This window comes from Methylobacterium sp. 2A (assembly GCF_009806555.1).
In the GTDB taxonomy this organism is placed as follows: domain Bacteria; phylum Pseudomonadota; class Alphaproteobacteria; order Rhizobiales; family Beijerinckiaceae; genus Methylobacterium.
Genome location: NZ_VUOK01000002.1, coordinates 1 through 20,488, shown reverse-complemented (window position 1 = coordinate 20,488; position 20,488 = coordinate 1). Strand labels below are relative to the sequence as shown.

General features: G+C 70.9%; 23 protein-coding genes and 1 tRNA gene. 15 read left to right on the top strand and 9 right to left on the bottom strand.

Translation table 11 applies throughout. The annotated features are described in order from the left end of the window. Positions 1-47: 47 nt before the first annotated feature. Positions 48-2,234, bottom strand: a complete 2,187-nt coding sequence (locus FVE89_RS00130) for a glycosyltransferase family 2 protein (protein ID WP_160532243.1) — start codon at positions 2,232-2,234, stop codon at positions 48-50. A gap of 420 nt (positions 2,235-2,654) precedes the next feature. Between FVE89_RS00130 and FVE89_RS00125 the strand changes: the two genes are divergently transcribed. Together FVE89_RS00125 and FVE89_RS00120 are read left to right on the top strand one after the other, a co-directional pair. Then, positions 2,655-2,729 (top strand) — tRNA-Val (locus tag FVE89_RS00125). Between the two features lie 68 nt (positions 2,730-2,797). Then, positions 2,798-3,067 carry a hypothetical protein gene (locus FVE89_RS00120; RefSeq protein ID WP_160532242.1) on the top strand — a complete coding sequence of 90 codons (270 nt, stop codon included), beginning with the start codon at positions 2,798-2,800 and terminating at the stop codon, positions 3,065-3,067. A gap of 38 nt (positions 3,068-3,105) precedes the next feature. On the opposite strand, the gene FVE89_RS30785 is transcribed toward FVE89_RS00120, so the two are convergent. After that, the gene (locus FVE89_RS30785; RefSeq protein WP_348644662.1) at positions 3,106-3,384 is read right to left on the bottom strand and encodes an SMP-30/gluconolactonase/LRE family protein; all 279 of its coding nucleotides are present in this window, start codon (positions 3,382-3,384) and stop codon (positions 3,106-3,108) included. Positions 3,385-3,961: 577 nt separating this feature from the next. On the opposite strand from FVE89_RS30785, the gene FVE89_RS00110 reads away from it, so the two are divergent. The 3 genes from FVE89_RS00110 (at position 3,962) to FVE89_RS00100 (ending at position 5,889) form a co-directional block, all read left to right on the top strand. Next, a complete protein-coding gene (locus tag FVE89_RS00110) occupies positions 3,962-4,756 on the top strand; it encodes an RMD1 family protein (protein ID WP_342390010.1) in 795 nt (264 codons plus the stop codon). Between the two features lie 150 nt (positions 4,757-4,906). After that, positions 4,907-5,440, top strand: a complete 534-nt coding sequence (locus FVE89_RS00105) for a hypothetical protein (RefSeq protein ID WP_160532241.1) — start codon at positions 4,907-4,909, stop codon at positions 5,438-5,440. Beyond that, positions 5,437-5,889 carry a hypothetical protein gene (locus tag FVE89_RS00100; protein WP_160532240.1) on the top strand — a complete coding sequence of 151 codons (453 nt, stop codon included), beginning with the start codon at positions 5,437-5,439 and terminating at the stop codon, positions 5,887-5,889. Before FVE89_RS00105 ends, FVE89_RS00100 begins: the two co-directional genes overlap by 4 nt. A gap of 114 nt (positions 5,890-6,003) precedes the next feature. Here the strand turns inward: FVE89_RS00100 and FVE89_RS00095 are convergent, their stop codons facing one another. Beyond that, entirely contained in the window at positions 6,004-6,270 is a 267-nt protein-coding gene (locus tag FVE89_RS00095; protein WP_160532239.1) for a hypothetical protein, read from the bottom strand. 169 nt (positions 6,271-6,439) lie between these two features. On the opposite strand from FVE89_RS00095, the gene FVE89_RS30370 reads away from it, so the two are divergent. The 4 genes from FVE89_RS30370 to FVE89_RS00080 all read left to right on the top strand — a co-directional run bounded on the left by FVE89_RS30370 (position 6,440) and on the right by FVE89_RS00080 (position 9,287). Further along, positions 6,440-6,577, top strand: a complete 138-nt coding sequence (locus tag FVE89_RS30370; protein ID WP_202130494.1) for a hypothetical protein — start codon at positions 6,440-6,442, stop codon at positions 6,575-6,577. 187 nt (positions 6,578-6,764) lie between these two features. Then, the gene (locus FVE89_RS00090; RefSeq protein WP_160532238.1) at positions 6,765-6,989 is read left to right on the top strand and encodes a hypothetical protein; all 225 of its coding nucleotides are present in this window, start codon (positions 6,765-6,767) and stop codon (positions 6,987-6,989) included. Positions 6,990-7,076: 87 nt separating this feature from the next. Continuing rightward, entirely contained in the window at positions 7,077-7,856 is a 780-nt protein-coding gene (locus tag FVE89_RS00085) for an SDR family oxidoreductase (RefSeq protein WP_160532237.1), read from the top strand. 144 nt (positions 7,857-8,000) lie between these two features. Beyond that, positions 8,001-9,287 (top strand): amidase, encoded by a 1,287-nt coding sequence (locus tag FVE89_RS00080; protein ID WP_160532236.1) that lies wholly within the window; start codon positions 8,001-8,003, stop codon positions 9,285-9,287. Between the two features lie 154 nt (positions 9,288-9,441). On the opposite strand, the gene FVE89_RS00075 is transcribed toward FVE89_RS00080, so the two are convergent. Then, positions 9,442-10,131 (bottom strand): hypothetical protein, encoded by a 690-nt coding sequence (locus FVE89_RS00075; protein ID WP_160532235.1) that lies wholly within the window; start codon positions 10,129-10,131, stop codon positions 9,442-9,444. A 407-nt stretch (positions 10,132-10,538) separates the two neighbouring features. Between FVE89_RS00075 and FVE89_RS00070 the strand changes: the two genes are divergently transcribed. Continuing rightward, on the top strand, positions 10,539-11,342 hold the full coding sequence (locus tag FVE89_RS00070) for a class II aldolase/adducin family protein (protein WP_160532234.1): 804 nt from the start codon (positions 10,539-10,541) through the stop codon (positions 11,340-11,342). 3 nt (positions 11,343-11,345) lie between these two features. Here the strand turns inward: FVE89_RS00070 and FVE89_RS00065 are convergent, their stop codons facing one another. Beyond that, a complete protein-coding gene (locus tag FVE89_RS00065; RefSeq protein ID WP_160532233.1) occupies positions 11,346-11,636 on the bottom strand; it encodes a hypothetical protein in 291 nt (96 codons plus the stop codon). A 204-nt stretch (positions 11,637-11,840) separates the two neighbouring features. On the opposite strand from FVE89_RS00065, the gene FVE89_RS00060 reads away from it, so the two are divergent. After that, a complete protein-coding gene (locus FVE89_RS00060; RefSeq protein WP_160532232.1) occupies positions 11,841-12,101 on the top strand; it encodes a hypothetical protein in 261 nt (86 codons plus the stop codon). A 164-nt stretch (positions 12,102-12,265) separates the two neighbouring features. Here FVE89_RS00060 and FVE89_RS00055 read toward each other — a convergent pair whose 3' ends face one another. Further along, a complete protein-coding gene (locus FVE89_RS00055) occupies positions 12,266-12,493 on the bottom strand; it encodes a hypothetical protein (protein WP_160532231.1) in 228 nt (75 codons plus the stop codon). Positions 12,494-12,724: 231 nt separating this feature from the next. Here FVE89_RS00055 and FVE89_RS00050 point away from each other — a divergent pair, with 231 nt between their 5' ends. Then, on the top strand, positions 12,725-14,272 hold the full coding sequence (locus FVE89_RS00050) for a sensor domain-containing diguanylate cyclase (protein WP_160532230.1): 1,548 nt from the start codon (positions 12,725-12,727) through the stop codon (positions 14,270-14,272). Between the two features lie 17 nt (positions 14,273-14,289). Here FVE89_RS00050 and FVE89_RS00045 read toward each other — a convergent pair whose 3' ends face one another. Together FVE89_RS00045 and FVE89_RS00040 are read right to left on the bottom strand one after the other, a co-directional pair. Continuing rightward, complete coding sequence (locus FVE89_RS00045; RefSeq protein ID WP_210254040.1) at positions 14,290-14,535, bottom strand: hypothetical protein; 246 nt, start codon at positions 14,533-14,535, stop codon at positions 14,290-14,292. A 466-nt stretch (positions 14,536-15,001) separates the two neighbouring features. Next, positions 15,002-15,796, bottom strand: a complete 795-nt coding sequence (locus tag FVE89_RS00040; protein ID WP_160532228.1) for an enoyl-CoA hydratase-related protein — start codon at positions 15,794-15,796, stop codon at positions 15,002-15,004. 436 nt (positions 15,797-16,232) lie between these two features. Between FVE89_RS00040 and FVE89_RS00035 the strand changes: the two genes are divergently transcribed. Further along, complete coding sequence (locus FVE89_RS00035) at positions 16,233-18,476, top strand: cyclic nucleotide-binding domain-containing protein (protein ID WP_160532227.1); 2,244 nt, start codon at positions 16,233-16,235, stop codon at positions 18,474-18,476. A gap of 21 nt (positions 18,477-18,497) precedes the next feature. Here the strand turns inward: FVE89_RS00035 and FVE89_RS00030 are convergent, their stop codons facing one another. Then, entirely contained in the window at positions 18,498-18,914 is a 417-nt protein-coding gene (locus tag FVE89_RS00030; RefSeq protein WP_160532226.1) for a hypothetical protein, read from the bottom strand. 15 nt (positions 18,915-18,929) lie between these two features. On the opposite strand from FVE89_RS00030, the gene FVE89_RS00025 reads away from it, so the two are divergent. Both FVE89_RS00025 and FVE89_RS00020 read left to right on the top strand, forming a co-directional pair. Further along, positions 18,930-19,391: a DUF2852 domain-containing protein gene (locus FVE89_RS00025; protein ID WP_246730420.1), complete on the top strand. Its 462-nt coding sequence runs from the start codon at positions 18,930-18,932 to the stop codon at positions 19,389-19,391. Between the two features lie 149 nt (positions 19,392-19,540). After that, entirely contained in the window at positions 19,541-20,488 is a 948-nt protein-coding gene (locus tag FVE89_RS00020) for an IS481 family transposase (protein ID WP_160532225.1), read from the top strand.

Here is a 20,488-nt window from a genome sequence, read left to right as displayed (position 1 = left end):
GACGCATGCATAGCACCGTGCGCAATCCGCCGAGTCGGCCCGGCCGTTCACACGCGGTAGTGCCCGGAATTCCGTGACAGGTTGATGTTGTAGTACGGGTCGGCGCGCAGCTCCGGGCCCCAGCGGTCGAGCATGGTGAGCACCTCGCCCTCGAAGCGCTTCTGCTTCTCGGGGGTGTCCTCGGCCCCGCGGCTCTTCGACTCGTGGTGAATGAGCTTGGCAAACGGCGTCCAGATGATGCGGTAGCCGGCCCGGCGGATCTTCAGGCAGAGATCCACGTCGTTGAAGGCGACCTTCAGGGCGACCGCGTCGAATCCGCCGACCGCGGCAAAGACGTCCGCCCGCATCGCGAGGCACGCGCCCGTCACCGCCGAGACCTCGTGGGCGATCACCATGCGGCAGAAGTAACCCGGATCCGCGTCGGGCACGCCGAGATGGCTGTGTCCGGCGACGCCCCCGATCCCCAGCACGATGCCGCCGTGCTGGATGGTCCGGTCCGGGTAGAGGAGTTTTGCCCCCACGGCGCCGATCTCCGGCCGGACCGCGTGGCGGACCATCTCGGTGAGCCAGCCCGGCTCCAGAACCTCGATGTCGTTGTTGAGGAACAGGAGGATCGGCCCGGTGGCCGCCGCCGCACCCCGGTTGGAAAGATCGGAGAAATTGAAGGCGCCCGGCACCGTCACGACGCGCACCCGGGGATCGTCCCGGTAGCGGGCGAACAGGGCGGCGGTCTCGGGCTCGCGGCTGTCGTTGTCGAGGATGATCACCTCGATGTCGGGGTAGTCGGTCGCGGTCAGCAGCCCGTCGAGGGTCACCGACAGGATCTCGGCGCGGTCGCGGGTCGGGATGATCGCCGAGACCCGGGGCGGCGGCTCCGGCAGGGGACGGATCAGGCGGTTGAAGCCGCCCGGCCCGGGCTCGGCCCGGCCGCCCCAGGGCGCCACGACCTCCTCCAGGGCGCGCAGGCGCGCGGCCTCGGCCCGGGCGAGCGCCCGGTCCGAGAAGGTGCCGGAGCCTTGCGCGGCGCGCCAATGGTAGAGCACCCGCGGGATGTGGCGGATGCGCGCCGGGTCGAGGCCGGCGGTCAGCCGGAGCAGCAGGTCGTGGTCCTGGCTGCCCTCGAAGCCGGGGCGCAGGCCGCCGACGGCGCGCAGGGATTCGGTGCGCACCACCGTGAGATGGTTGATGTAGTTCTGCGCGTAGAGCAGCTCCCGGTCGAAATCGGCCTTGAAATGCGGGTCGAACCGGCGGCCGCGCCCGTCGATCTTGTCCTCGTCGCTGTAGATCAGCACGAGATCCGGGTCGCGGCGCAGGGCCCGGGCGACCTCGTAGAGCGCGTCCGCGGTGAGCGCGTCGTCGTGGTCCATGAAGGCGCAGACCGCCCCCCGGGCCATCCCCAGCGCGTCGTTGGTCGCCCGGGCGATGTGGCCGTTCTCAGGCCGGGTCAGGACGCGGATGCGCGGATCGGCCTCGGCCGCCTTGGCGAGGATCTTTGGGATCGCGGGGCGCGTCGAGGCGTCGTCGACGACGCAGAGCTCCCAATGGGGGTAGAGCTGCGCGCCGAGGGAGGCGAGGGCGGCCCGGAGCACCTTCGGATCGGGGTCGTGGACCGGCATCAGCACGGAGATCAGGGGCGGATCGGCCCAGGCGGCGATCTCGGCGGCGATTCCCTCGCGCTCGGACCGTCGCAAGGTGTGGGTGCCGAGCCACGCCTCGTAGCCGCTCACCCGCCGGTGGCGCAAAGCCCGGCCGAGGAAGCCCCGGGCCCGGACCTTCTTGCCGAGGAGGCGCCAGTACAGGGCCTGCGCCGTCAGGCCCGGGTCGCGCAGGAGGCCGCGCCCGGCCAGGATCGGCCGGGCGAGGCGGCGCAGGGCAATCCGGCGCAGCCGGGCCGGCACCCGTCCGGACGGGTCGGCGACGCGGAGTTCGGTCACGTCCTCGGGCAGGCGACCGACCCACGCGAAGGCGCCGCCGCCCCGCGCCTCCTGGGGCAGAAGCGAGCCCGGGCGCCCGTCGTGCCCGACGAAGCTGATATCCGGGACGGTGTCCCGGCCCTCGGCCGGGTCGTTCGCCAGGACGATCTCGACCCAGCGGCCCGCAAGGCCCGGCAAGGCCACGCGCAAGCCGTCCGCCGCGGCCCGCGCCGGCAGGGCGCGCGGACCGCCCCAGGATCCGGTGACCTGCGCCGGCGGAAGGCGGGACGCGGGCCTGTCGGTCCCGGATACGGACGCCATCAGCACCGGCTCTCGCCGGCCGCGGCGGCGATCCCGGCCCCCACGGATGCGAGGCCGCGGGTCGAATCACCCTGATCGTGGTCGAAGATGCAGCGCATGTCTTGAAGCGTGAGGCGGCGGGCCGGCGCCCTGCGGCGCGGCCGGATGCCGGGCGGCAGGGCCATAGCGCATTTTGCCGGACCCGTGCACCTCGCGCGGACCGGTCGTTCGCGGCGTCCCGAAAAGCAGGTTCCGCTTGCGCCTCGGCCGGGCAGGGGCTATAGGCCCCGCCCACCGGAGGCCGCACGGCTCCGGCCCGGACCCGTCGTTCAGCGGGAGAACACGACCTTGACACGGTAGTGGACACTCCTCATGAACAGCTGAGAAGTCCGGACTTTCTCGATGGCCTTCAGGTTCGATGAACCCGATCGCGGTCGATGAGGAGACGTAGCACAGCGGTAGTGCATTCCCTTGACATGGGAAAGGTCACAGGTTCGATCCCTGTCGTCTCCACCACTCGCCAGACGGTCCTTCCGGCCTGAAGCGGGTTCGGCGAACCGCAGCCGAAGGTTCGTAGAGCCGTCATGACGGACGAGCGCAGGCACTGGTTCTACGACAGCCGGATCCTCGTCTGCACGTTCTGCCTGCTGCTGTTCGTCGCGATCTTCTGGCAGGTCAGCCGGTTCGAGGGCTTCCAGCCGATCTTCACCTGCGAGTCCAAGAACGACATCGACCGCCTGCTGCTCACCTCCGGGATGGATGCCTGCATGGGCAACGCCCATTCGCAGGCCGACAAGGAGCGCTGCATGCGCACCGTCTATCTCCTGGCGTGCACGAAGGAGCGTTGGCGCTGACGGGGCGTCGATAACCGGTGAGCGGCTCGCCCGCCCGCTCATCCATCCACCAGATCGATCGCGTAGAGAAACTGCTGTGCGGTGACGAACAGCCGGGCCTCGCCGGGTCCGAAGCAGCAGTTCGAACAGGTCTGCGGGGTCGGGATCAGCCCGAGCCGATGCCCCTCCGCCGAGAAGACCTGCACGCCGGGCTCGGAACTCGTCCAGAGCCAGCCGCGGCTGTCCACGCGGAAGCCGTCCGGCACGCCGGGCTCGATCGCGGCGAAGACGCGCCGCGCGCCGAGGCTCTGATCCTCCGCCACCGGAAAGGCGTAGATCGTGTGGCCATCGCCACCCGCCGTGCGTGAGGTGTCGCTGACGTAGAGGGTGCGGCCAGCCGAGCACCCGGCGGCCCTCGATATCCGACCAGATCAGGATTTCTCGGGCGGGCCACCAGACCGGTCCCTCGCTGAAGGACGCCTGATCGTAGAGGCAGACGAGGCGGGCCTGTCGAGGCACGACCTGCGAGAACCGCGGGTCGGATGCCCGCGGCGGGTCGATATCGGGCACGGGCTCCGGCGGCCCGGAGCGACGCAGCAGATTCGAGGCGGGCAGGGCGGACATGGGCGCTCGGCGGTGGGGAAATCCCGGCGGATGGGCTGCGGCGCCATCCGATCCGGCAACCGCCGCCGTCCGAGCTTGTTCGGCAGATTGCACGGCACAATCCCTTCGTCGATCCCTTGGGGCAGGCCGTTGGAACGGGCCCGGCCGCGCGGGCTTTCCCCCGGCAGATCGCCCGCGGCCTCCGGGTGGGCCGCGGGCGCGGAGGCCCCCGCATCCGGTTTCCCGCGGAAAACCACCCTCAGGCCCGATGCGGATCGTGCGCGCTGGAGAGAACCTCTGAGCCAGGACATCGTGAGAGACGCGCCGGAACGCTTGGTCGCGCGCGCCCGCATCCTCGGGGACCGGATCGATACGGCCGGCCTCGAACGCACCGACACCCTGTCGATCAACCCCCTGGCATTCCGGGCCGGCGGCGGCTTCGCGGTCGTCTTCCGTTACGGAGTCGTGGTCACCGTCGGCCTCACCCCGATCGAGGAGGACGCCATCGCGGCGGGCCTGCGGGCCCGCGTCCGCGGCCCGGTCACGCGGCCCGAGGAAGAGACCGCCACGATCGAGATCGCGCCGGATCACGATGATCAGGTGACGCCCGGCGGCCGGATCGCGATCCGCCAGCTGACCCCCGAGCGCCTCGTCGTCATCGCCGACATCCTCGCCAAGAGCACGGCGCTGGCGCAGAACGAGATCGAGGTCGCCGCGGTCTTCGACGTCATCGACCCCCTGGCGCGGCGCCTCGCCGAGACCGGGCGCGCCTCGGGCGGCCGCCGGGCGATCCTGAAGCATATCGGCCGCATGCTTCTCGTGCAGCACCGCGTCTCCGGGCGGGTGGCGGTGGAGGAGAAGCCCGAGGTGCTGTGGGACCAGCCCGGCCTGGAGCGGCTCTACGCGCGCATCGAGGACGAGTACGAGCTGCGGGAGCGCACCGCCACGCTGCACCGCAAGCTCGCCGTCATCGGCGAGACGGCCACCGCGCTCACCGACCTGATCCACACGAACCGGTCCCTGCGCCTGGAGATCGTGGTCGTCCTGCTGATCGCCCTGGAACTCGTGATCAACGTCCTGCCGCTGCTGAACATCCTCCGGGGATAAGTTCGCGCCGCCGGGCGAAAGCCCGGAGAGCGCCCGCGAGGAGCGCGCCTGCGCCAGCATTTGCACAAGATCGGCCCGGTTTTAACGCTCCGTTAACCATTTTTACCAGTTTAGTTGGATCAGATCCGGGCAGTAGGGAGCAGAAGGTCCGTGAGCGAGCTGCAGAGGCTTCTGAACGACCCGCGCTTCCGGCCCGGGGAGAGGCTCAAGCAGGAGCTTGGCGCCGTGCCCGAACCCGGCCTGGGCAGCGTCCTGCGGGTCGTCGCGTCGATGCAGGAGCCGGCCGAGCTCACAGCGCCGCAGATGCCGCCGCAGACGACACGGCACGCATCGCCGCAGGACTGGGACGCGCTGATCCTGCGGGTCCAGTCCGCGGCCCGGCAGGCGCGCGTGGTCGAGGCGCAGGCCCGGGAGCGGGAGGAGCGCATCGAGCATGTGCTGGAGCGGGTCCGGGAGGACATCAACGCCTCCAACGAGCGGGCTCGGATCGCGGAGATGCAGGCCCGTGACGTCCAGGTGCGCGCCGAGGCGCAGGTCATCGCCGCCGAGGAACGCGTCAAGGCGGCCGAGGCGCGCGCCCGCGCCGCCGAGGAGCGGGCGCAGCACGCCGAGGAGTGGCTCGGGCGCGTCCAGGAGGCGATCCTCGCCGAATTCTCCGACATGACCGATCAGGCCGCGGCATGAGCGGCTCCGCCAGCGCGGCGTTCGCGGCTCCGCCGGACCGTCGGGGCGACCCGATCGACCGGGTCGTGGCGCTGTTCTCCGGCGCCGCACCGGCCGTCGCTGCGGAGCCCGACGACTGGTCGGCCTCCCTGACCGCGGTGCGCGGCCTCGCGACCCGGGTGCGCAACCTCCAGACGAGCGCCCGGGATTCGATGCGGGAGGCCCAGCGCTCCGTGCGGGAGGCGGAATCGGCCGCGCGCGCCGCGGAGGACCGGGCGCTGCACGCTGAATCCCTGCTGCGGGAGGCGGTGGCCCGGGCGGAGCGCGCCGAGGATCAGGTCCGCGCGGCGGCCGAACGGATCGAGCGGGCGGAGGCCCAGACCGCCGAGGCGCGGGCGTGGCTGCGGCGCATGCACGAATGCATGGTCAGCGAGTTCGGCGCCCTCACCCAGGAACCGGCCCTGGCCTGACGCGAGCGCGGCCCGGAGGCCGTGCCCGATGGCCCTGCCATCGAGCGCGGCTCCAGGCCTCTGTTTCAACGCGCGCTCTGCGCCGAACCGGCGCCCGCTTCGGCGCGGAGCGCTCTAGGCGGCCGCTGGGGCGGCCGCTGGGGCGGCCACGACGTCGACCGCGTTCAGCGCCCAGGCGAAGGGATCGCCGGGACCGTAATACACCGCGATCTCGAGCTGCAGGATCCGGATGCAGGCCTCGGACAGGTCCGGCAGCAGGTCGCGGCCCTGGCAGTCGAGGACCGCCGTGAGCGTGGGGAGCGGCCGGCCCTCCCGGTAGGTGACGAGCACCTGCGCCTCGGCATACGGATCGAGCGGATCGATGCAGTAACGCGCTGTCATCCGAGCCCCCTCCGTGCCAGCCGTGAGGGCCGCCCATAATTCCGTTCTGTAACAGCCCGATGAAGGTGGCAGCCCGGTCGCTGCAATGCGATCGACCGCCTTAAGGCCGCGCATACGCGTGTCGGCGCAGGGTTCGCGGATCGGTTCGCACTCTCCCGGCAGGATCGCCGTGACGCTCACCATCGTCCTCAGCGCGGCGCTGCCGCTCCTCACGGGGGCGGTGGCCCTGCTGTGGGCCGGATGGGTTGCCCCGGAGCGGGAGACGTTCCCCGACCTGCCCGACCCCCGCGACCCGCACACGTGGTGAGCGCGGCCGGGGCCGTTAAGGCAATCCTTACCCTGCCGCCACCCCGCCGCGCGGTGGCGAAACCCTTCGGGGGCGCTGCAGGTTTCGAGGCATGACCCAGTTCACGCTCGTGGCGCCGGCTCAGCCGCTGCCTGCCGGAAGCGCGCGGAAGCACGCTATCGCCAATCGGTCGGGGAGCCGGAGCACCATGCTCGAGCGGCTCGCCCGCGAACTCGATCTGCCGGCCGAGGCCTTCTTCACGGAGGCGGCTTCGGGCGCCGGATCCCCGGACGCGGCGCTGGACGCGGATGCCGGCGAACTCCTGGCCCTGGTGCGCCACTGGCTGGCGATCGGCGACGGCCAGGCGCGCCGCCGCGTTCTGAGCCTCGCCCGCCAGGAGGCCGAGCGGTCGGGCCTGCGCGTCTGGGCCTGAGCGCGAGGCGGGTTTCGGGGGTGCCCCGCCGCGCGCTATGACCGTCTCCGGACGCCCCGCCAGCGGGCGATGCAGGGAGGCTTCACGATGGATCTCGGCTTGAGCGGGCGCCGGGCGCTCGTCTGCGCGGCGAGCAAGGGGTTGGGCCGGGGCTGCGCCCTGGCGCTCGCCCGGGAGGGCGTGGCGGTGACGATCACCGCCCGCACTGCGGAGACCCTGGAGCGGACCGCGGAGGAGATCCGCCGGGAGACCGGCGCCACCGTCACCACGGTCGCGGGCGACATCGCCACCGAGGCCGGCCGGGCCGCAGCCCTCGCGGCCTGCCCGGATCCCGACATCCTGGTCAACAACGCCGGCGGCCCGCCCCCGGGCGATTTCCGCGATTGGGATCGCGACGCCTGGATCCGGGCGCTCGACGCCAACATGCTGGCGCCGATCGCGCTCATCAAGGCGACCGTCGACGGGATGAGCGCCCGAAAATTCGGCCGGATCGTCAACATCACCTCGGCGGCCGTGAAGGCGCCGATCGCGCATCTCGGCCTGTCGAACGGCGCCCGGGCGGGGCTGACCGGCTTCGTGGCGGGCCTCGCCCGGCAGACCGTGCGGCACGGGGTGACGATCAACAATCTGCTGCCCGGCCCGTTCGACACCGACCGGATCCGCGGCAATGCCGGGGCGCTCGCCGCCAAGGCCGGCCTCAGCGTGGACGCCTTCCTCGAAGCCCGCGCCCGGGAGAATCCCGCGGGCCGCTTCGGCGATCCCGACGAGTTCGGGGCGGCCTGCGCGTTCCTGTGCAGTCGGCACGCCGGGTTCATCACCGGCCAGAACCTGCTGATGGACGGCGGCGCCTATCCAGGTACGCTCTGAGGTGACCCGGGTTCCCCAAGGGCGAGCCCTTGGGCGGGTTCTCAGGGCAGAGCCCTGAGAGGCCAGGGCTCTGCCCTGGACCCGCGAAAGGTCTCGACCTTTCGAAACCATGACTGGGGCCCTTCGAAGCAACATGCGGTGAGGATGATGAGCGTACGCGACACCGTCGAAGAGCGTCTGGCGCGGATCAAGACGGGGGACCCGGCGGTGTTCACCCGCCTCTACCCGGATTCCGCCCGGGCGGCGGCGGACGCGGCCGATGCCCGCCGCCGGGACGGGCTCTCCCTCGGGCCGCTCGACGGCGCGATCGTCTCGATCAAGGACCTGTTCGACGTGGCGGGCGAGACCACGACCGCCGGCTCGGTTCTCCTGGCGGGGGCGCCCCCGGCGCAGGCCGACGCCCCGGTGGTCGCCCGCCTGCGCCGGGCCGGTGCGGTGATCCTCGCCAAGACCAACATGTCGGAATTCGCCTTCTCGGGCCTCGGGCTCAACCCGCATTACGGCACCCCCGGCAACGCCGCCGATCCGACCCGCATTCCCGGGGGCTCGTCCTCGGGGGCCGGGGTCTCGGTGGGGCAGGGGACGAGCGACATTTCGATCGGCTCCGACACCGGCGGCTCGGTGCGGATCCCGGCCTCGCTCAACGGCGTGGTCGGGTTCAAGCCGACCGCCCGGCGGGTGCCTCTGGCGGGCGCATTCCCCCTGTCGTACGCTCTCGATTCCCTCGGGCCGCTCGCCCGGACGGTGGCGGATTGCGCCGCCGCCGACGCCGTGATGGCCGGCGAGGAGCCCGCGCCGCTCGACGCCTTCCCGGTCGCCGGCCTGCGGATCGGCGTGCCCCGGGGCCTGCTGTTCACCGAGACCGAGCCGCTCGTGGCCGAGGCGTTCGAGCGGGCGCTGGCGCGGCTCTCCGCGGCGGGCGCCCGGGTGATCGACCACCCGATCGACGATCTGCTGGCCGCCATGGACGCGGCCTTGCCGGACGGGGCGCTGGCGGCGATCGAGGCCGCCGCGATCCACGCCGACTGGCTCGACGCGCAAGCCCATCGCTACGACCCGCGGGTCCACCGCCGGATCCTCGCCGGCCGGGCGGCCCCGGCGACGCGCTACATCCGGACCCTGCGCCGCCGCGCCGAGCTGATCGCGGCCTTCGACGCCCGGCTCGCGCCCATCGACCTGCTGGCGCTCCCGGCGACCGCCACGACGGCGCCGCTCACCGCCCCGCTCGTCGCCGACGATTCGGCCTTCCTGGCGGCCAACCGGCTGATGCTGCGCAACACGGCCTTCGGCAATTTCTTCGATCTCACCGGCCTGTCGCTGCCGATGCCGGACCTCGCCCGGCCGGCGGGGCTGATGCTCCTCGCCCGGAACGGTCAGGACCGCCGGCTTCTGGCGCTCGGCGCCGGCATCGAGGCGGTTTTGGCCGGGTAGGGGCGTGGTGCGCCCTCATCCGGACGGCCGGACCGGCTTTTGGGAGGCCGCCCTGGAGCGCTCTGCGCCGAAGTGGAATCCGGTTCGGCGCAAGAGCGCGCGTTGCGGCAAAGGCTGAGAGCCGGGCTCGATTGCAACGCGATCGGGCGCGGCTCTAATGCATCACTGCGGTTGTAATCTGTGAAGGCGTCGTCCGGAGTTCCGCAAGAGCACCCTGCACATTGGTCCACTTGCAATCGTCAATCGTCGACAGATCGCGCTTACGACTTGCCGGAATTCCGCAGTATTCGCCGTTCGGTACCGTCGTATCCAGAAGGACACCATAGGCCAGCAAGGTACAGCCTTCCGCCATCGTCACGCCGGGACCGATCATGCTGCGGGATTGTATCCAGCATCCGCGCTCAACTCTGACGGGGCGGCGCACGTGATTGCCTTCCCGGCGCCGGTAGACGCTGTTTTCGGCCGTGTGCGAGCCCGTGACGATCATGCCCTGATAACCGACCCGGACCTTCTCACCCAAGTAAACCGGCGCCGAGCAGTCGATGAACGCGCCGACATTGATCACCACGTCATTGTCGATCGTGAGATGACCCGGCTGCCCGATAAACACCTTCTGCGCGATTCGAACGTTCCGACCGATCCGGGCACCGAAAAGCCGGAGGAGGGGTGGCCGCAGACGCGCCGGAAAGAAGATCGACTGCATTCCAGCCATCGCAAGCTTTTCCGCCACCATCTGCAGCGTGCCATAACGGCGTTTGACTGGTCCAACTGGCGCAGCACGAAGCTTCTGAGGAGCAGACAGGAGCATTTCATCGATTGCCTTCTGCATCGTGAGTTGCGCCATGCGAGGGGTTACGAGGATGAAAGGTTGAAAATTACCTTCCGTTGGCCCTTATCACAAACGCTTGAACCGGAATCAATACCCGCCTAAACAATATTCCCACCCGTGACCGGGTTGCAACTTTTGAGCGAAGAGGCGGCTCCGGGATCCCACCGCCTGCGCGGGCCTCCATCGCGCTCCGGCCTCCTTCGGGGCCACGCTCTGTGCCGCTCGGGAGAGGGGGGGCCCGTCGCGCACGCCAAATCCGTCCGTGCTCATCGTCATGTATTGGAGCAGCGCGATTGAGTGAGCCTCCGGGCTGGCTCGAAGCCAGCCGCCCTGTACGCCGGACAAGCGATGGTGCACCTTACGGCCGCACCGGGACCGCCCGCGTCGCCCCGCGATCCCAAGCCCCACCAGGGAGCCGCCGCATGAACGCAGCCTCACCCTCGCTCGTCGCGCACGACCACGAAGGCCCCGACCTCGCCGCCGAGATCCAGACCATGCGGGTCGATCTCGCGGCCGCCTACCGGCTGATCCACCGGCTCGGGCTCGACGACAGCATCTACACCCACATCTCGGCGCGGCTGCCGGGGGGCGGGCACCGGTTCCTCATCAACCCCTACGGGATGCGCTTCGAGGAGGTGACCCCCCAGAACCTCGTCACCGTCGATATCGACGGGCGGGTGATCGAGGATCCGATGGGGCTCGGCATCAACCCGGCCGGGTTCACGATCCACAGCGCCATCCACGCCGCCCGCCACGACGCGGTCTGCGTGCTCCACACCCACACGGTGGCGGGCGTCGCGGTCTCCTGCCAGGAGGAGGGACTCCTGCCTCTGAACCAGTGGTCGATGCAGTTCACCGGCCGCCTCGCCTACCACGCCTATGAGGGCATCGCCCTCGATCTCGACGAGCGCCAGCGCCTCGTGGCCGATCTCGGCGACAAGCCCGTCATGGTGCTGCGCAACCACGGGCTGCTGACCTGCGGGCGCACCGTCGGCGAGGCGTTCCGGCTGATGCACAACATGGAGCGCTCGTGCCGGGCGCAGCTCGCGATCCAGGCCGCGGGCGCGCCGGTGATCCGGCCCTCCGCCGCCATCGCCACCAAGACCGCCGGGCAATACGCCGCCGGCTACGACCGCGTCGTACTCCAGGGCGCGCCTGACAACGAGTGGGCCGCGTTCAAGCGGATGCTGGCGCGCACCGATCCGGATTTTTTCGCAGAGGGCTGAGCGTCAGGCCGCCAGCGCGGATTTCGTGTCGCGGCCGTGGGCCTGATCCATGATCGCGCCGATCCGCTCGCCGACCGCGATCGCGATCGCCACCGAGGCCGGACCCTCCAGGCCCTGCTGGCAGATCCGGCTGAGCACGTCGGTCACCCGCTGCTCCATCACGCCGAGGATCGCGGCGGCGGCCTGGGGCTGCGCGCCGCGGAGCACGGCCGCGAGGTCGCAATACGCGTCGTGGAGCAGCTGGAGCGTCAGGCGCTCGACCGCTTGCTCGTCCGCCTCGGTCAGAACACGCATCCCGGGCCACTCCCCCTCGTCGCCGGCAGACTCCCCCGGGAGCCGTTAACAACGCGTAAAGAGATCCGCCGCCCGGCAGGGATCGGCTAACCGTGCCGCGCGCCGGGTGGGATGGGCCATCGCGTCGCCCCCGGGCGGCTTCCGGGAACTTGGCGGCCCCCTGATCCGTCACATCCGGGAGAGACGTTTCACCGGAAGTTCCCCATGCGCAGCCTCATCCTCGCCGGCCTCTGCCTGTCGGCGGTCGCCACCCCCGCCCTGGCGCAGGTCCAGCAGAACAATCCCAACGCCGCCAACCAGTCGATGGAGTACAACAGCCAGATGCGCGGCCTGCGCCAGGAGCAGACCACGCAATCCGACATGCTCCGCATGGACATCCAGCGGAACCAGGCCGCGACGCCGGTCCCGAACACCGGCCCGAGCGCGCTTCCCCCCGGCACCGGGACGGGTGTGATCGGGCGCTGAAGCCCGTGATCCCGGGTTTCCGAAGGGCGTGAGGCCCTTTGGCGGGTTGTCAGGGCGAAGGAAGCTCGGCACCGGAGCAGCCCGGCACCGGACGAAGTCCGGCACCAGGGCTCCGCCCTGGACCCGCGAAAGGGCTCGCCCTTTCGAAACCAGGACGGGAGCCCTCAGACGTCCGGCAGGCGCCGCCCCTTCACGACCACCCGCGGCCAGCGGTCCAGGCCGATCGGCATCAGGACAGCGATCTGCTGCGGCACCGCGGCGTCGCCCAGGAGGCTCCGGAGCGAGACCCGGCAGGCCTCCTCCAGCTCGGCCCGGCTGCGCGCCCCCGACGTCTTGATGTCGGCGATCAGGAGCGCCGCGATCTCCTGGGCGAAGGCGTCCTCGTCCGACATGCCGGTCTCGCGCTCCAACCTGAGCAACATAGTCCCTCACAATCCATCCGGGTATCGGTACCGAATTGCGTCCCCAAGGACCGGCTGTGGAGACTTGCCGATCGGACGCGCAGGACCGCGCGCGGGACATCCGCGGCGCGTCGCCCGCAATCGACCGACCGAGATCAGGTAACGATTCGGTCATAAATCCGGATATACCAATATTTATTGATGAGCTGGCGTGATAGATCAATGGTTCCATTGGGCCGCCGGCCACTGAGCCGCCTCAAGGCGCGGCTTCGGTCGGCCCGGACGTGGATCGCGCTGGGCGTCCTGGCCCCGGTCGGCATGGTGGCGGTCTCCGGGCTGATGCTCGCCGAGCTGCGCCGGGATGCCTGGGAGCGGGCCGAGCAGACGTCCAGGAACCTGCTGCAGGTCCTGGACCGCGACATCGCGCGCAATGTCGAGATCTACGACCTCTCGCTCCAGGCCGCCGTCGAGAACATCGCGGTGCCCGGCCTCGCGCAGTCCGATGCCCGGCTACGCCAGCTCATCCTGTTCGACCGGGCCGCGACCGCCCGCGACATGGGCGTGATGCTGGTGATCGACGCGCAGGGCGACGTCGTCGCCGATCTCGGCGCGCTGCCGCCGCGGGCGGGCAACTACGCCGACCGCGACTACTTCAAGATCCATCAGGCACGCGACGGGCTGGGCCTCCAGATCGGCAGCCCGATCGTCTCGCGCCTGACCGGGGAGCGGATGCTGCCGTTCAGCCGGCGCATCAACCGGCCCGACGGGAGCTTCGGCGGCGTCGTCCTGGGCACCGTGAAGCTGTCCTACTTCGAGCACCTGTTCCGCGAGATCGACCTCGGCCCCGGCGGCGCGATCAACCTGTACCTCGCGGACGGCACCCGCATCATGCGCTACCCCCACACGGAGGCGGATCTCGGGGCGAACATCGCGCGGGCCGCGACCTTCCGGCGCTTCGTGCGCGACCGCCAGGGCAGCTTCATCGGCACCTCCGCGCGCGACGGGGCCGAGCGCTTCTACGCCTTCACGCAGATCGGGGCGCTTCCGCTGATCCTGAACATCGCCCTGTCGACCTGGGACGTGGAGGCGGCGTGGTTCGCCAAGGCGCTCATCATCGGCGGCATCACGCTGGTGCTGTGCGGCCTCACGATCGCGCTCTCGCTGCTGTTCGGGCGGGAGCTGCGCCGCCGGGAGGCGGCACAGGAGGAGCTGGCCGCCCTGTCGCGCACCGACGCCCTGACCGGCCTGCCGAACCGCCGCCGGTTCGAGGAAACCTTCGCCGCGGCGACCGAGACGGCCCGGCGCGACGGCCGGCCGCTGTCGCTGCTGATCGTCGATGCGGATCACTTCAAGCGCTACAACGACCGCTACGGGCACCCGGTGGGCGACGCGATCCTGAAGGCGCTCGCCCGCCACCTCGCCGCGAGCGTGCACCGCCCGCAGGATCTCGTCAGCCGCATCGGCGGCGAGGAATTCGCCATCCTGCTGCCGGAGACCGATGCCGCGGGCGCGGCGCGCATCGCCGACCGGGTCCATGCCGAGGTCGCCGGGCTGACGGTCCCGTCCGCCGGGATCGGGGCGGGGGCCGTCACGGTCAGCATCGGGCTTGCCTGCGCGGGGGGCGGACGCGGCGCGGCGCCGGACCTGTATCGCCTCGCCGACGGCGCCCTCTACGCGGCCAAGGAGGGCGGCCGCAACCAGACCCGCATCGCCGCCACGCAGGATCCTCCGCCGCAGCGGGGCAGCCTGCAGCTCGTCGGCCGCGCCTGATCGCGAAGGGGGGCCGCCTACCGGCCGAGCCGGGCCATCAGCCGCGGGCCGTACACGTCCCAGACGATATGGGCGACATAGGCCGACTGGAAGGTGACGATGACTTCCCAGTCGCGATGCAGCACCTTCACCAGGGTCCGGTCGTGGAGCGCGCCCTCGACCCCCAGGGCGACGGCCAGGACCGTGCTGATGGCGAAGACGCCGAACCAGGAGAACTGACGGGCGACGGCAACGCCCAGGGCTGCGACCAGGATGTAAAGCATGCCGTCCACCGGAATACCGATACGGTCTTCTTACGTAGACCGATCCGTTCCAGCTTAGCAAGCATATCCAATATTGCGCCGCACCATCATGACGGCATCAGGTCAACCAGGCTGTACGTGACCGCCGTGACAATCATGGTCCAGACAAGCAGAAAACACGTCCGGAACGAGAAAGCGGCCGACAGGGGCAAACTCTCGTACCAGTTCCGGACCCGGCGGAACAATCTCGATATTGGACTGTGCCACGCCCGGTCGTTCATTGGCTCGAACTCTGAAGACGTGCCGATGTAACAAAGTGTTTCCAGCGGCGTGACGATAGATTAACCCTATCGTCCTGACTGCCGGATGAATGCGACTTGGCGCACGGGGATCGGAATTCCGATCGGCCGGGCGCGGTGCTCCTGCGGCGTGCGGCCCCGTGATCGGCGCCCGCCCGCAACGCCCTGCCGCCGCGCCCGGCGCGTCCTCAGCGGCCCGTGAAGACCGGCTTCCTCTTCTCGTTGAAGGAGCGGATGCCCTCGCGCCGGTCCTCGGTCGGGACCATGCGGTTATAGGCTTCGATCTCGAACAGCATGCCGTCGGCGAGCGACAGGGACAGGCCGTGATGCAGGGCGCGCTTGGCCTGGCGGACGGAGATCGGCGCGTTCGCCGCGATGGCGGCGGCCGTGTCGAGGGCTTCGGCGCGGAGCCGCTCGCCGTCGCAGACCCGGTTGACCATGCCCCAGTCCGCCGCCTCCTCGGCCGACCAGGGGCGGCCGGACAGGAGCAGTTCCTTGGCGCGCCGCTCGCCCACCGCGCGCGGCAGGGTCTGCGTGCCGCCCGCCCCCGGCATGATGCCGAGCGTCACCTCCGGCAGCGCGAAGCGGGCGTGCCGGGCCGCGTAGATGAAGTCGCAGGCCAGCGCGATCTCGCAGCCGCCCCCGTAGGCGGCCCCGTTCACGGCCGCGATGACCGGGACCGGGCACTCGACGAGGGCGCGGATACCCCGCTCGAAGATGAGGTGCTGGTCCTGCCAGGCCGCGTCGGTCATGCCGTTGCGCTCCTTGAGGTCGCCGCCGGCGCAGAAGGCCTTCTGGCCGGCCCCGGTCAGCACGACGGCGCGGCACAGGCCGGGCGCGGCGATGAGCGCATCGAACAGCGTGAACAGGTCGCAGCCCATCTGGGTGTTCATCGCGTTCGCGGCCTCGGGCCGGTTGAGGGTCACGAGGAGCACGTCGGCGTGCGGCCGCTCGGTCGTCAGGGTGGCGTAGGTCTCGTGCATGGATGCCTCGTTCGGACAGTCGATCGGAGAGGATGCCCTTGTGCTCCCCGAACCCCGGGCTCGGCCAGTGCCCCTGCCGCCCCCGGATCCCGGGTTCTCAACGGGCTGAAGCCCCTTGGTGGGTTGCCAGGGCGAAGCCCTGACGCGAATCGCGGCATCCCGCGGCCCGCCGACAGGTCAGCGTGAAGTGTTGACGGCGGCCTCGGCCCCTCGTCCGGGCTCCGAATCAGGCTATGCCGCCGCGCGCCCAGATCTTCGTCAGATCGCCCGGCCGGAATGTCTGGACGCAGCCCGCGATCAGCACGGAATCTTAACCGTGCGGCCGCGATGGCGAGTCGCTAGTGCAAGATAGCCTGATTCCGACGGTCCCGCGCGGATCGCGCGGTGGCCCGTGTCCCGGGCCCGCGGGAATCGCGACGATCCGGATCCCGCGCCGATGACCACCACCGACACGATCTCAGCCGGCAACGCGGTGCGCGCGGCGTCGGCGCGCCTGTCGCGGGCGATCCTGGGCGGCTGCGTGGCCACCATGATGATCGTGCTCGATCTCATCGTGTTCTCGCAGCTCATCTTCTCCGGCCCGCTCGCCGGGAGCCGCACCGCCGGGGTGGCGGCGATGCTGTCCGCCTACGTCCTGGGCGGCCTCGTCTTCGCGGCGCTCAAGCGGGACGCGGTGATCTCCCTCTCGTTCTTCGGGGCGGCGGCGATCGTGCAGGCGGCGATCGCCGCCACGGTCGCCGGGCAATTGCACGCGGCGGGCGTGACCGATCCGGACGCGGTCGGCCAGACCGTCCTGCTCGCCTGCGGCGCGGCGACCCTGCTGACGGGCCTCGTCTTCGTGTCGCTCGGCACCCTGCGGGCCTCGCTGTTGGCCCAGCTGCTGCCCTATCCGATCCTCACCGGCTTCCTCGCCGGCGTCGGCCTGCTGCTCCTGCGCAGTGGCGTGCAGATCGGCGCCCATATCGACGACGCGGTCGCGACCGTGCTCGGCCTGCTCGACCCGGGACCGGCGGCCTCCGGCCTCGCTGATCCCGGCACGCTCGGGCGCATCGCCCTGACGCTCGGCATCGGTTTCTGCGCCTTCCTGCTCCCCCGGCGCTTCCCGCACTGGAGCACCTTCCCGGCCATCGTCATCGCCAGCTTCGCGCTGGTGCATCTCGGATTGTCCGCGCGGGGTCTCGACAGCGCCGCCGCGCAGGCGGCCGGCTGGCTGATCGACCCGCTGCCGCCGGGCCCGCTGCTGCGCGCCCCGGCGATCGCCAGCCTCCCGGGCCTGGACCCCGCCCTGCTCCTGCCGGTCCTGCCGAAGATCGCCACCGAGATCCTGGTCGCGGTCATCATCCAGATCCTCTACGTCGTCAGCGTCGAGCTGGACCTGCGGCGCGAGTTCGACATCGACCGGGTGTTCGTCGCCTCGGGCTGGACGAACGTCCTCGGCAGCCTGTTCGGCAGCCCGGTGATGGGGTTCGACCGGACCTCGACGCTGCACCTGCACAATATCGGCGGCGCGCAATGGCTCGGCCGGTGGCTGACGCTCGCCGTCACGGCGGCCCTGCTGCTGTTCGGCGCGAGCGCCCTGGGCCTGCTGCCGCGCCCGCTGGCCGGCGGGGCCCTGATCGCCATCGCGCTGGGGCACCTCCTCAACCTCTCCCGCGCGCACCGGACCCTGCTGCCCTGGGAGGTCGCGGTGGCCGCCGCCGTGTGCGCGGCGACCGCCCTGTTCGGCGCCACGGCGGGCTTCCTGACCGGCATCCTGCTGGCGATGCTGATCTTCGCGGTCCAGTACGCGCAGATCCCGACCATCCGCCGGGCTCTGTCCGGCGCGGAGCGGCGCAGCAGCATCATCCGCGATCCCGAGACCGCCGCCCGGCTGCTTGAGGCCGGAACCCGCATGCGGATCTACACGCTGCAGGGCTTCCTGTTCTTCCTCAACGGCCGGGCGATCCACCGGCGGGTCGTGGCGGAGGCCGGAACCCTGCGGGTGCTGATCCTGGACCTCCGGGACTGTGTCGGCCTCGACAGCTCGGCCCTCGTGGCGTTCCGCAAGATCGGGCAGCTCGCCGAGGCGCGCGGCTTCGACGTGCTCCTGGCCCATCCCGGGCCGACGATGCTCAGGCAGATCGCGCGCAACGGTCTCGCGGCCGGGCCGCGGATCCGAATCCTGCCGACCCTCGACGAGGCCCTGCGGGACGCGGAGGCGACGCTGCTGTCGGAGATCGGGATCTCCGGGACCGGCGCGGCCGCGCCCTTCGCCCGGCACCTCTCGGAGCAGCTCGGCTGCACGATCGAGCCCGGCGATCTCGCCCCCTACGTGACCGTCCGCGACCTTGAAGCCGGCGCGGTTCTGATGCGCCAGGGCGAGGCGGCCGACGCGCTGTACTTCCTCGAACAGGGCGTGATCTCGGTGGAGATCGCGGTGCCGGGGCGCCCCCACCTGCGCCTGCGCACCACCACGGCGGGCACGGTGATCGGCGAGGTCGCCCTGGCACAGGGGGGCCGGCGCACCGCCACGGCCGTGGCTGAGAGCCCCTGCCGGGTCGTCGGCATCGACCGCGACGGCCTCGCCCGCATGGAGCGGGAGCGCCCCGGCCTCGCGCTGCAGGTCCAGCGCTTCCTGATCCTCGAACTGGCCGGCAAGCTCACCGACACGAACCGGCTGCTCGAGGTCGAGCTGCACTGAGCGGCGATCCGCGCGTGTCGATCAGTTCGGGCTGCTCCGCTGCTCCTCCAGGAAGCGATAGGCGGTCACGTCCTCCTCCAGATCGAGCAGCGCGCCCATCCGCGCGCCCGGTTTGTATTTTGCATCGTGAACCAGGATGTCCACGAGGCGCTGTGCGCTCTCCGCCATGCGGGGAACGGGATCGGCGGCGATCGGGAACCGGTCCTGATCCAGCCGCATCAGGCGAACCAGCAGGGTCTCGCCGGCCGCCAGGTCGACCCGTTCCTGCTGCGCGGGCGTGCGTCTGTCCGGCGGGGTCCGAATGGCCTCGCTCAGCTGGTCGGCCGCCGCCCTGGCCCGCTCCATCCGTTTCATCGTCGGTTCCGCCTGCGGTCGACCGGCTCCGCGTTCATCGCCGGACAGCTTAACCCGCTCTGAACCGACCGGTTCAGGCTCCATCCGGAACGCGTCGGCATGCTGCGGCCCTCGTCAACGGCGCCGCTATGCGCAGGGAGCCCTCACATGCCCATCATGCCCTTCATCCACGATGCCCTCTCTGTCGGCGGCCTGGCCGGCCTTGTCGTCGTGGCGCGGCAGGCGCTCGGGCGGTCCGATCTCAGGCTGTCCGGCCTCTCCGGCCTCGACCGTCTGCGCCGGCCTTTCGGGCGTGGCGCAGCACCCCGCGAACGGCCTTGGTTCACGTCGGTCCGGACCAGCGGCAACAGTGCCTTCGACGCGTGGCGCGATGGCGAGATCGACCGTATCGCGGCGCAGCGCCGCGCGCTCGAAACCCGGCGCCAGGATTTCGCGGGCTTCGTCGACGCGCTGAAGCGCGCCGAGGATCGCGCCACCTTCGACCGCTTCATGGCGGAACATCCCCCGGCATCCGGGACGGCGGTCGATATCGCCGACCCTGCCGATCACCGCCCCGGCTAGAGCCGCGCCCGATCGCGCTCTCTTGCGCCGAACCGGATTCCACTCCGGCGCAGAGCGCTCTAGCTGTCATTGCTATGGAGGTTGTCCATCCGAGGGTGTCGAGCGAGGCTGTGGTTGCGACGCCTGCAACCCCGGACCCGGAGCCTCGGATGGACGCCCACCAGAATGCGCGCACCACGCCCCATAGTCGACAGCTGATCGTCGATCGACTGGCGCAGGGCTGGACGGTGAGCGCGGTCGCCGTTGCGCTGGGGATCGCCCCGAAGACGGTGCGCAAGTGGCGTGACCGCTTCGCCGCCGAAGGCGCAGCGGGTCTGGCAGATCGCTCGTCGCGCCCGCACACCTCACCCACGCGCCTGGATGACGCCGCGATCACCGAGATCGCCCGGCTGCGCCGCGCGCGCCTGTCCGGGCCAGCCATTGCCCGGCAGGCGCGGCTGCCGCTCTCCACGGTCGGCCTCGTGCTGCGCCGCCTCGGCCTGGGCCGGCTCGCCGCCCTGGATCCTAAGCCGCCCGTCATCCGCTACGAGCGCGACACGCCGGGTGAGTTGCTCCATCTCGACACGAAGAAGCTCGGGCGCATCGACGGCGTCGGCCACCGCATCACCGGCGACCGGACCGGCCAGAGCCGCAAGCGCGGCACCGGCTGGGAGGCGCTGCATGTGGCCGTCGATGACGCCTCGCGGCTGGCCTACACCGAGATCCTGCCCGACGAGAGACAGGAGAGCGCCACCGCCTTCCTGGAGCGGGCGCTGGCCTGGTTTGCCAGCCTCGGCGTCACGGTCGAGCGGGTCATGACCGACAACGGATCGGCTTACAAAAGCCACCTGTTCCGCGACGCCCTGGCAAGCCACGGCATCCGCCACAAGCGCACCCGCCCCTACACGCCCCGGACCAACGGCAAGGCCGAACGCTTCATCCAGACCACCTTGCGCGAATGGCTTTATGCCGCCTCCTACGCCTCGTCCCAGGAACGCACCGCCGCCATGACCCCGTGGCTGTGCGACTACAACAGCCGCAGGCCTCACTCGGCTCTCGGTGGACAACCACCCACAAGCAGGCTCCCTAAGGACAACCTCCTTGGAAACGACATCTAG

What these genes read in the sequence shown, in the direction of transcription:
- FVE89_RS00130 (WP_160532243.1), bottom strand. Translation starts at nt 2,234, where the DNA reads ATGGCGTCCGTATCCGGGACCGACAGGCCCGCGTCCCGCCTTCCGCCG.
- FVE89_RS00120 (WP_160532242.1), top strand. Translation starts at nt 2,798, where the DNA reads ATGACGGACGAGCGCAGGCACTGGTTCTACGACAGCCGGATCCTCGTC.
- FVE89_RS00100 (WP_160532240.1), top strand. Translation starts at nt 5,437, where the DNA reads ATGAGCGGCTCCGCCAGCGCGGCGTTCGCGGCTCCGCCGGACCGTCGG.
- FVE89_RS00095 (WP_160532239.1), bottom strand. Translation starts at nt 6,270, where the DNA reads ATGACAGCGCGTTACTGCATCGATCCGCTCGATCCGTATGCCGAGGCG.
- FVE89_RS00090 (WP_160532238.1), top strand. Translation starts at nt 6,765, where the DNA reads ATGCTCGAGCGGCTCGCCCGCGAACTCGATCTGCCGGCCGAGGCCTTC.
- FVE89_RS00085 (WP_160532237.1), top strand. Translation starts at nt 7,077, where the DNA reads ATGGATCTCGGCTTGAGCGGGCGCCGGGCGCTCGTCTGCGCGGCGAGC.
- FVE89_RS00080 (WP_160532236.1), top strand. Translation starts at nt 8,001, where the DNA reads ATGATGAGCGTACGCGACACCGTCGAAGAGCGTCTGGCGCGGATCAAG.
- FVE89_RS00075 (WP_160532235.1), bottom strand. Translation starts at nt 10,131, where the DNA reads ATGGCGCAACTCACGATGCAGAAGGCAATCGATGAAATGCTCCTGTCT.
- FVE89_RS00070 (WP_160532234.1), top strand. Translation starts at nt 10,539, where the DNA reads ATGAACGCAGCCTCACCCTCGCTCGTCGCGCACGACCACGAAGGCCCC.
- FVE89_RS00065 (WP_160532233.1), bottom strand. Translation starts at nt 11,636, where the DNA reads ATGCGTGTTCTGACCGAGGCGGACGAGCAAGCGGTCGAGCGCCTGACG.
- FVE89_RS00060 (WP_160532232.1), top strand. Translation starts at nt 11,841, where the DNA reads ATGCGCAGCCTCATCCTCGCCGGCCTCTGCCTGTCGGCGGTCGCCACC.
- FVE89_RS00055 (WP_160532231.1), bottom strand. Translation starts at nt 12,493, where the DNA reads ATGTCGGACGAGGACGCCTTCGCCCAGGAGATCGCGGCGCTCCTGATC.
- FVE89_RS00050 (WP_160532230.1), top strand. Translation starts at nt 12,725, where the DNA reads ATGGTTCCATTGGGCCGCCGGCCACTGAGCCGCCTCAAGGCGCGGCTT.
- FVE89_RS00045 (WP_210254040.1), bottom strand. Translation starts at nt 14,535, where the DNA reads ATGCTTTACATCCTGGTCGCAGCCCTGGGCGTTGCCGTCGCCCGTCAG.
- FVE89_RS00040 (WP_160532228.1), bottom strand. Translation starts at nt 15,796, where the DNA reads ATGCACGAGACCTACGCCACCCTGACGACCGAGCGGCCGCACGCCGAC.
- FVE89_RS00035 (WP_160532227.1), top strand. Translation starts at nt 16,233, where the DNA reads ATGACCACCACCGACACGATCTCAGCCGGCAACGCGGTGCGCGCGGCG.
- FVE89_RS00030 (WP_160532226.1), bottom strand. Translation starts at nt 18,914, where the DNA reads ATGGAGCCTGAACCGGTCGGTTCAGAGCGGGTTAAGCTGTCCGGCGAT.
- FVE89_RS00025 (WP_246730420.1), top strand. Translation starts at nt 18,930, where the DNA reads ATGCTGCGGCCCTCGTCAACGGCGCCGCTATGCGCAGGGAGCCCTCAC.
- FVE89_RS00020 (WP_160532225.1), top strand. Translation starts at nt 19,541, where the DNA reads ATGGACGCCCACCAGAATGCGCGCACCACGCCCCATAGTCGACAGCTG.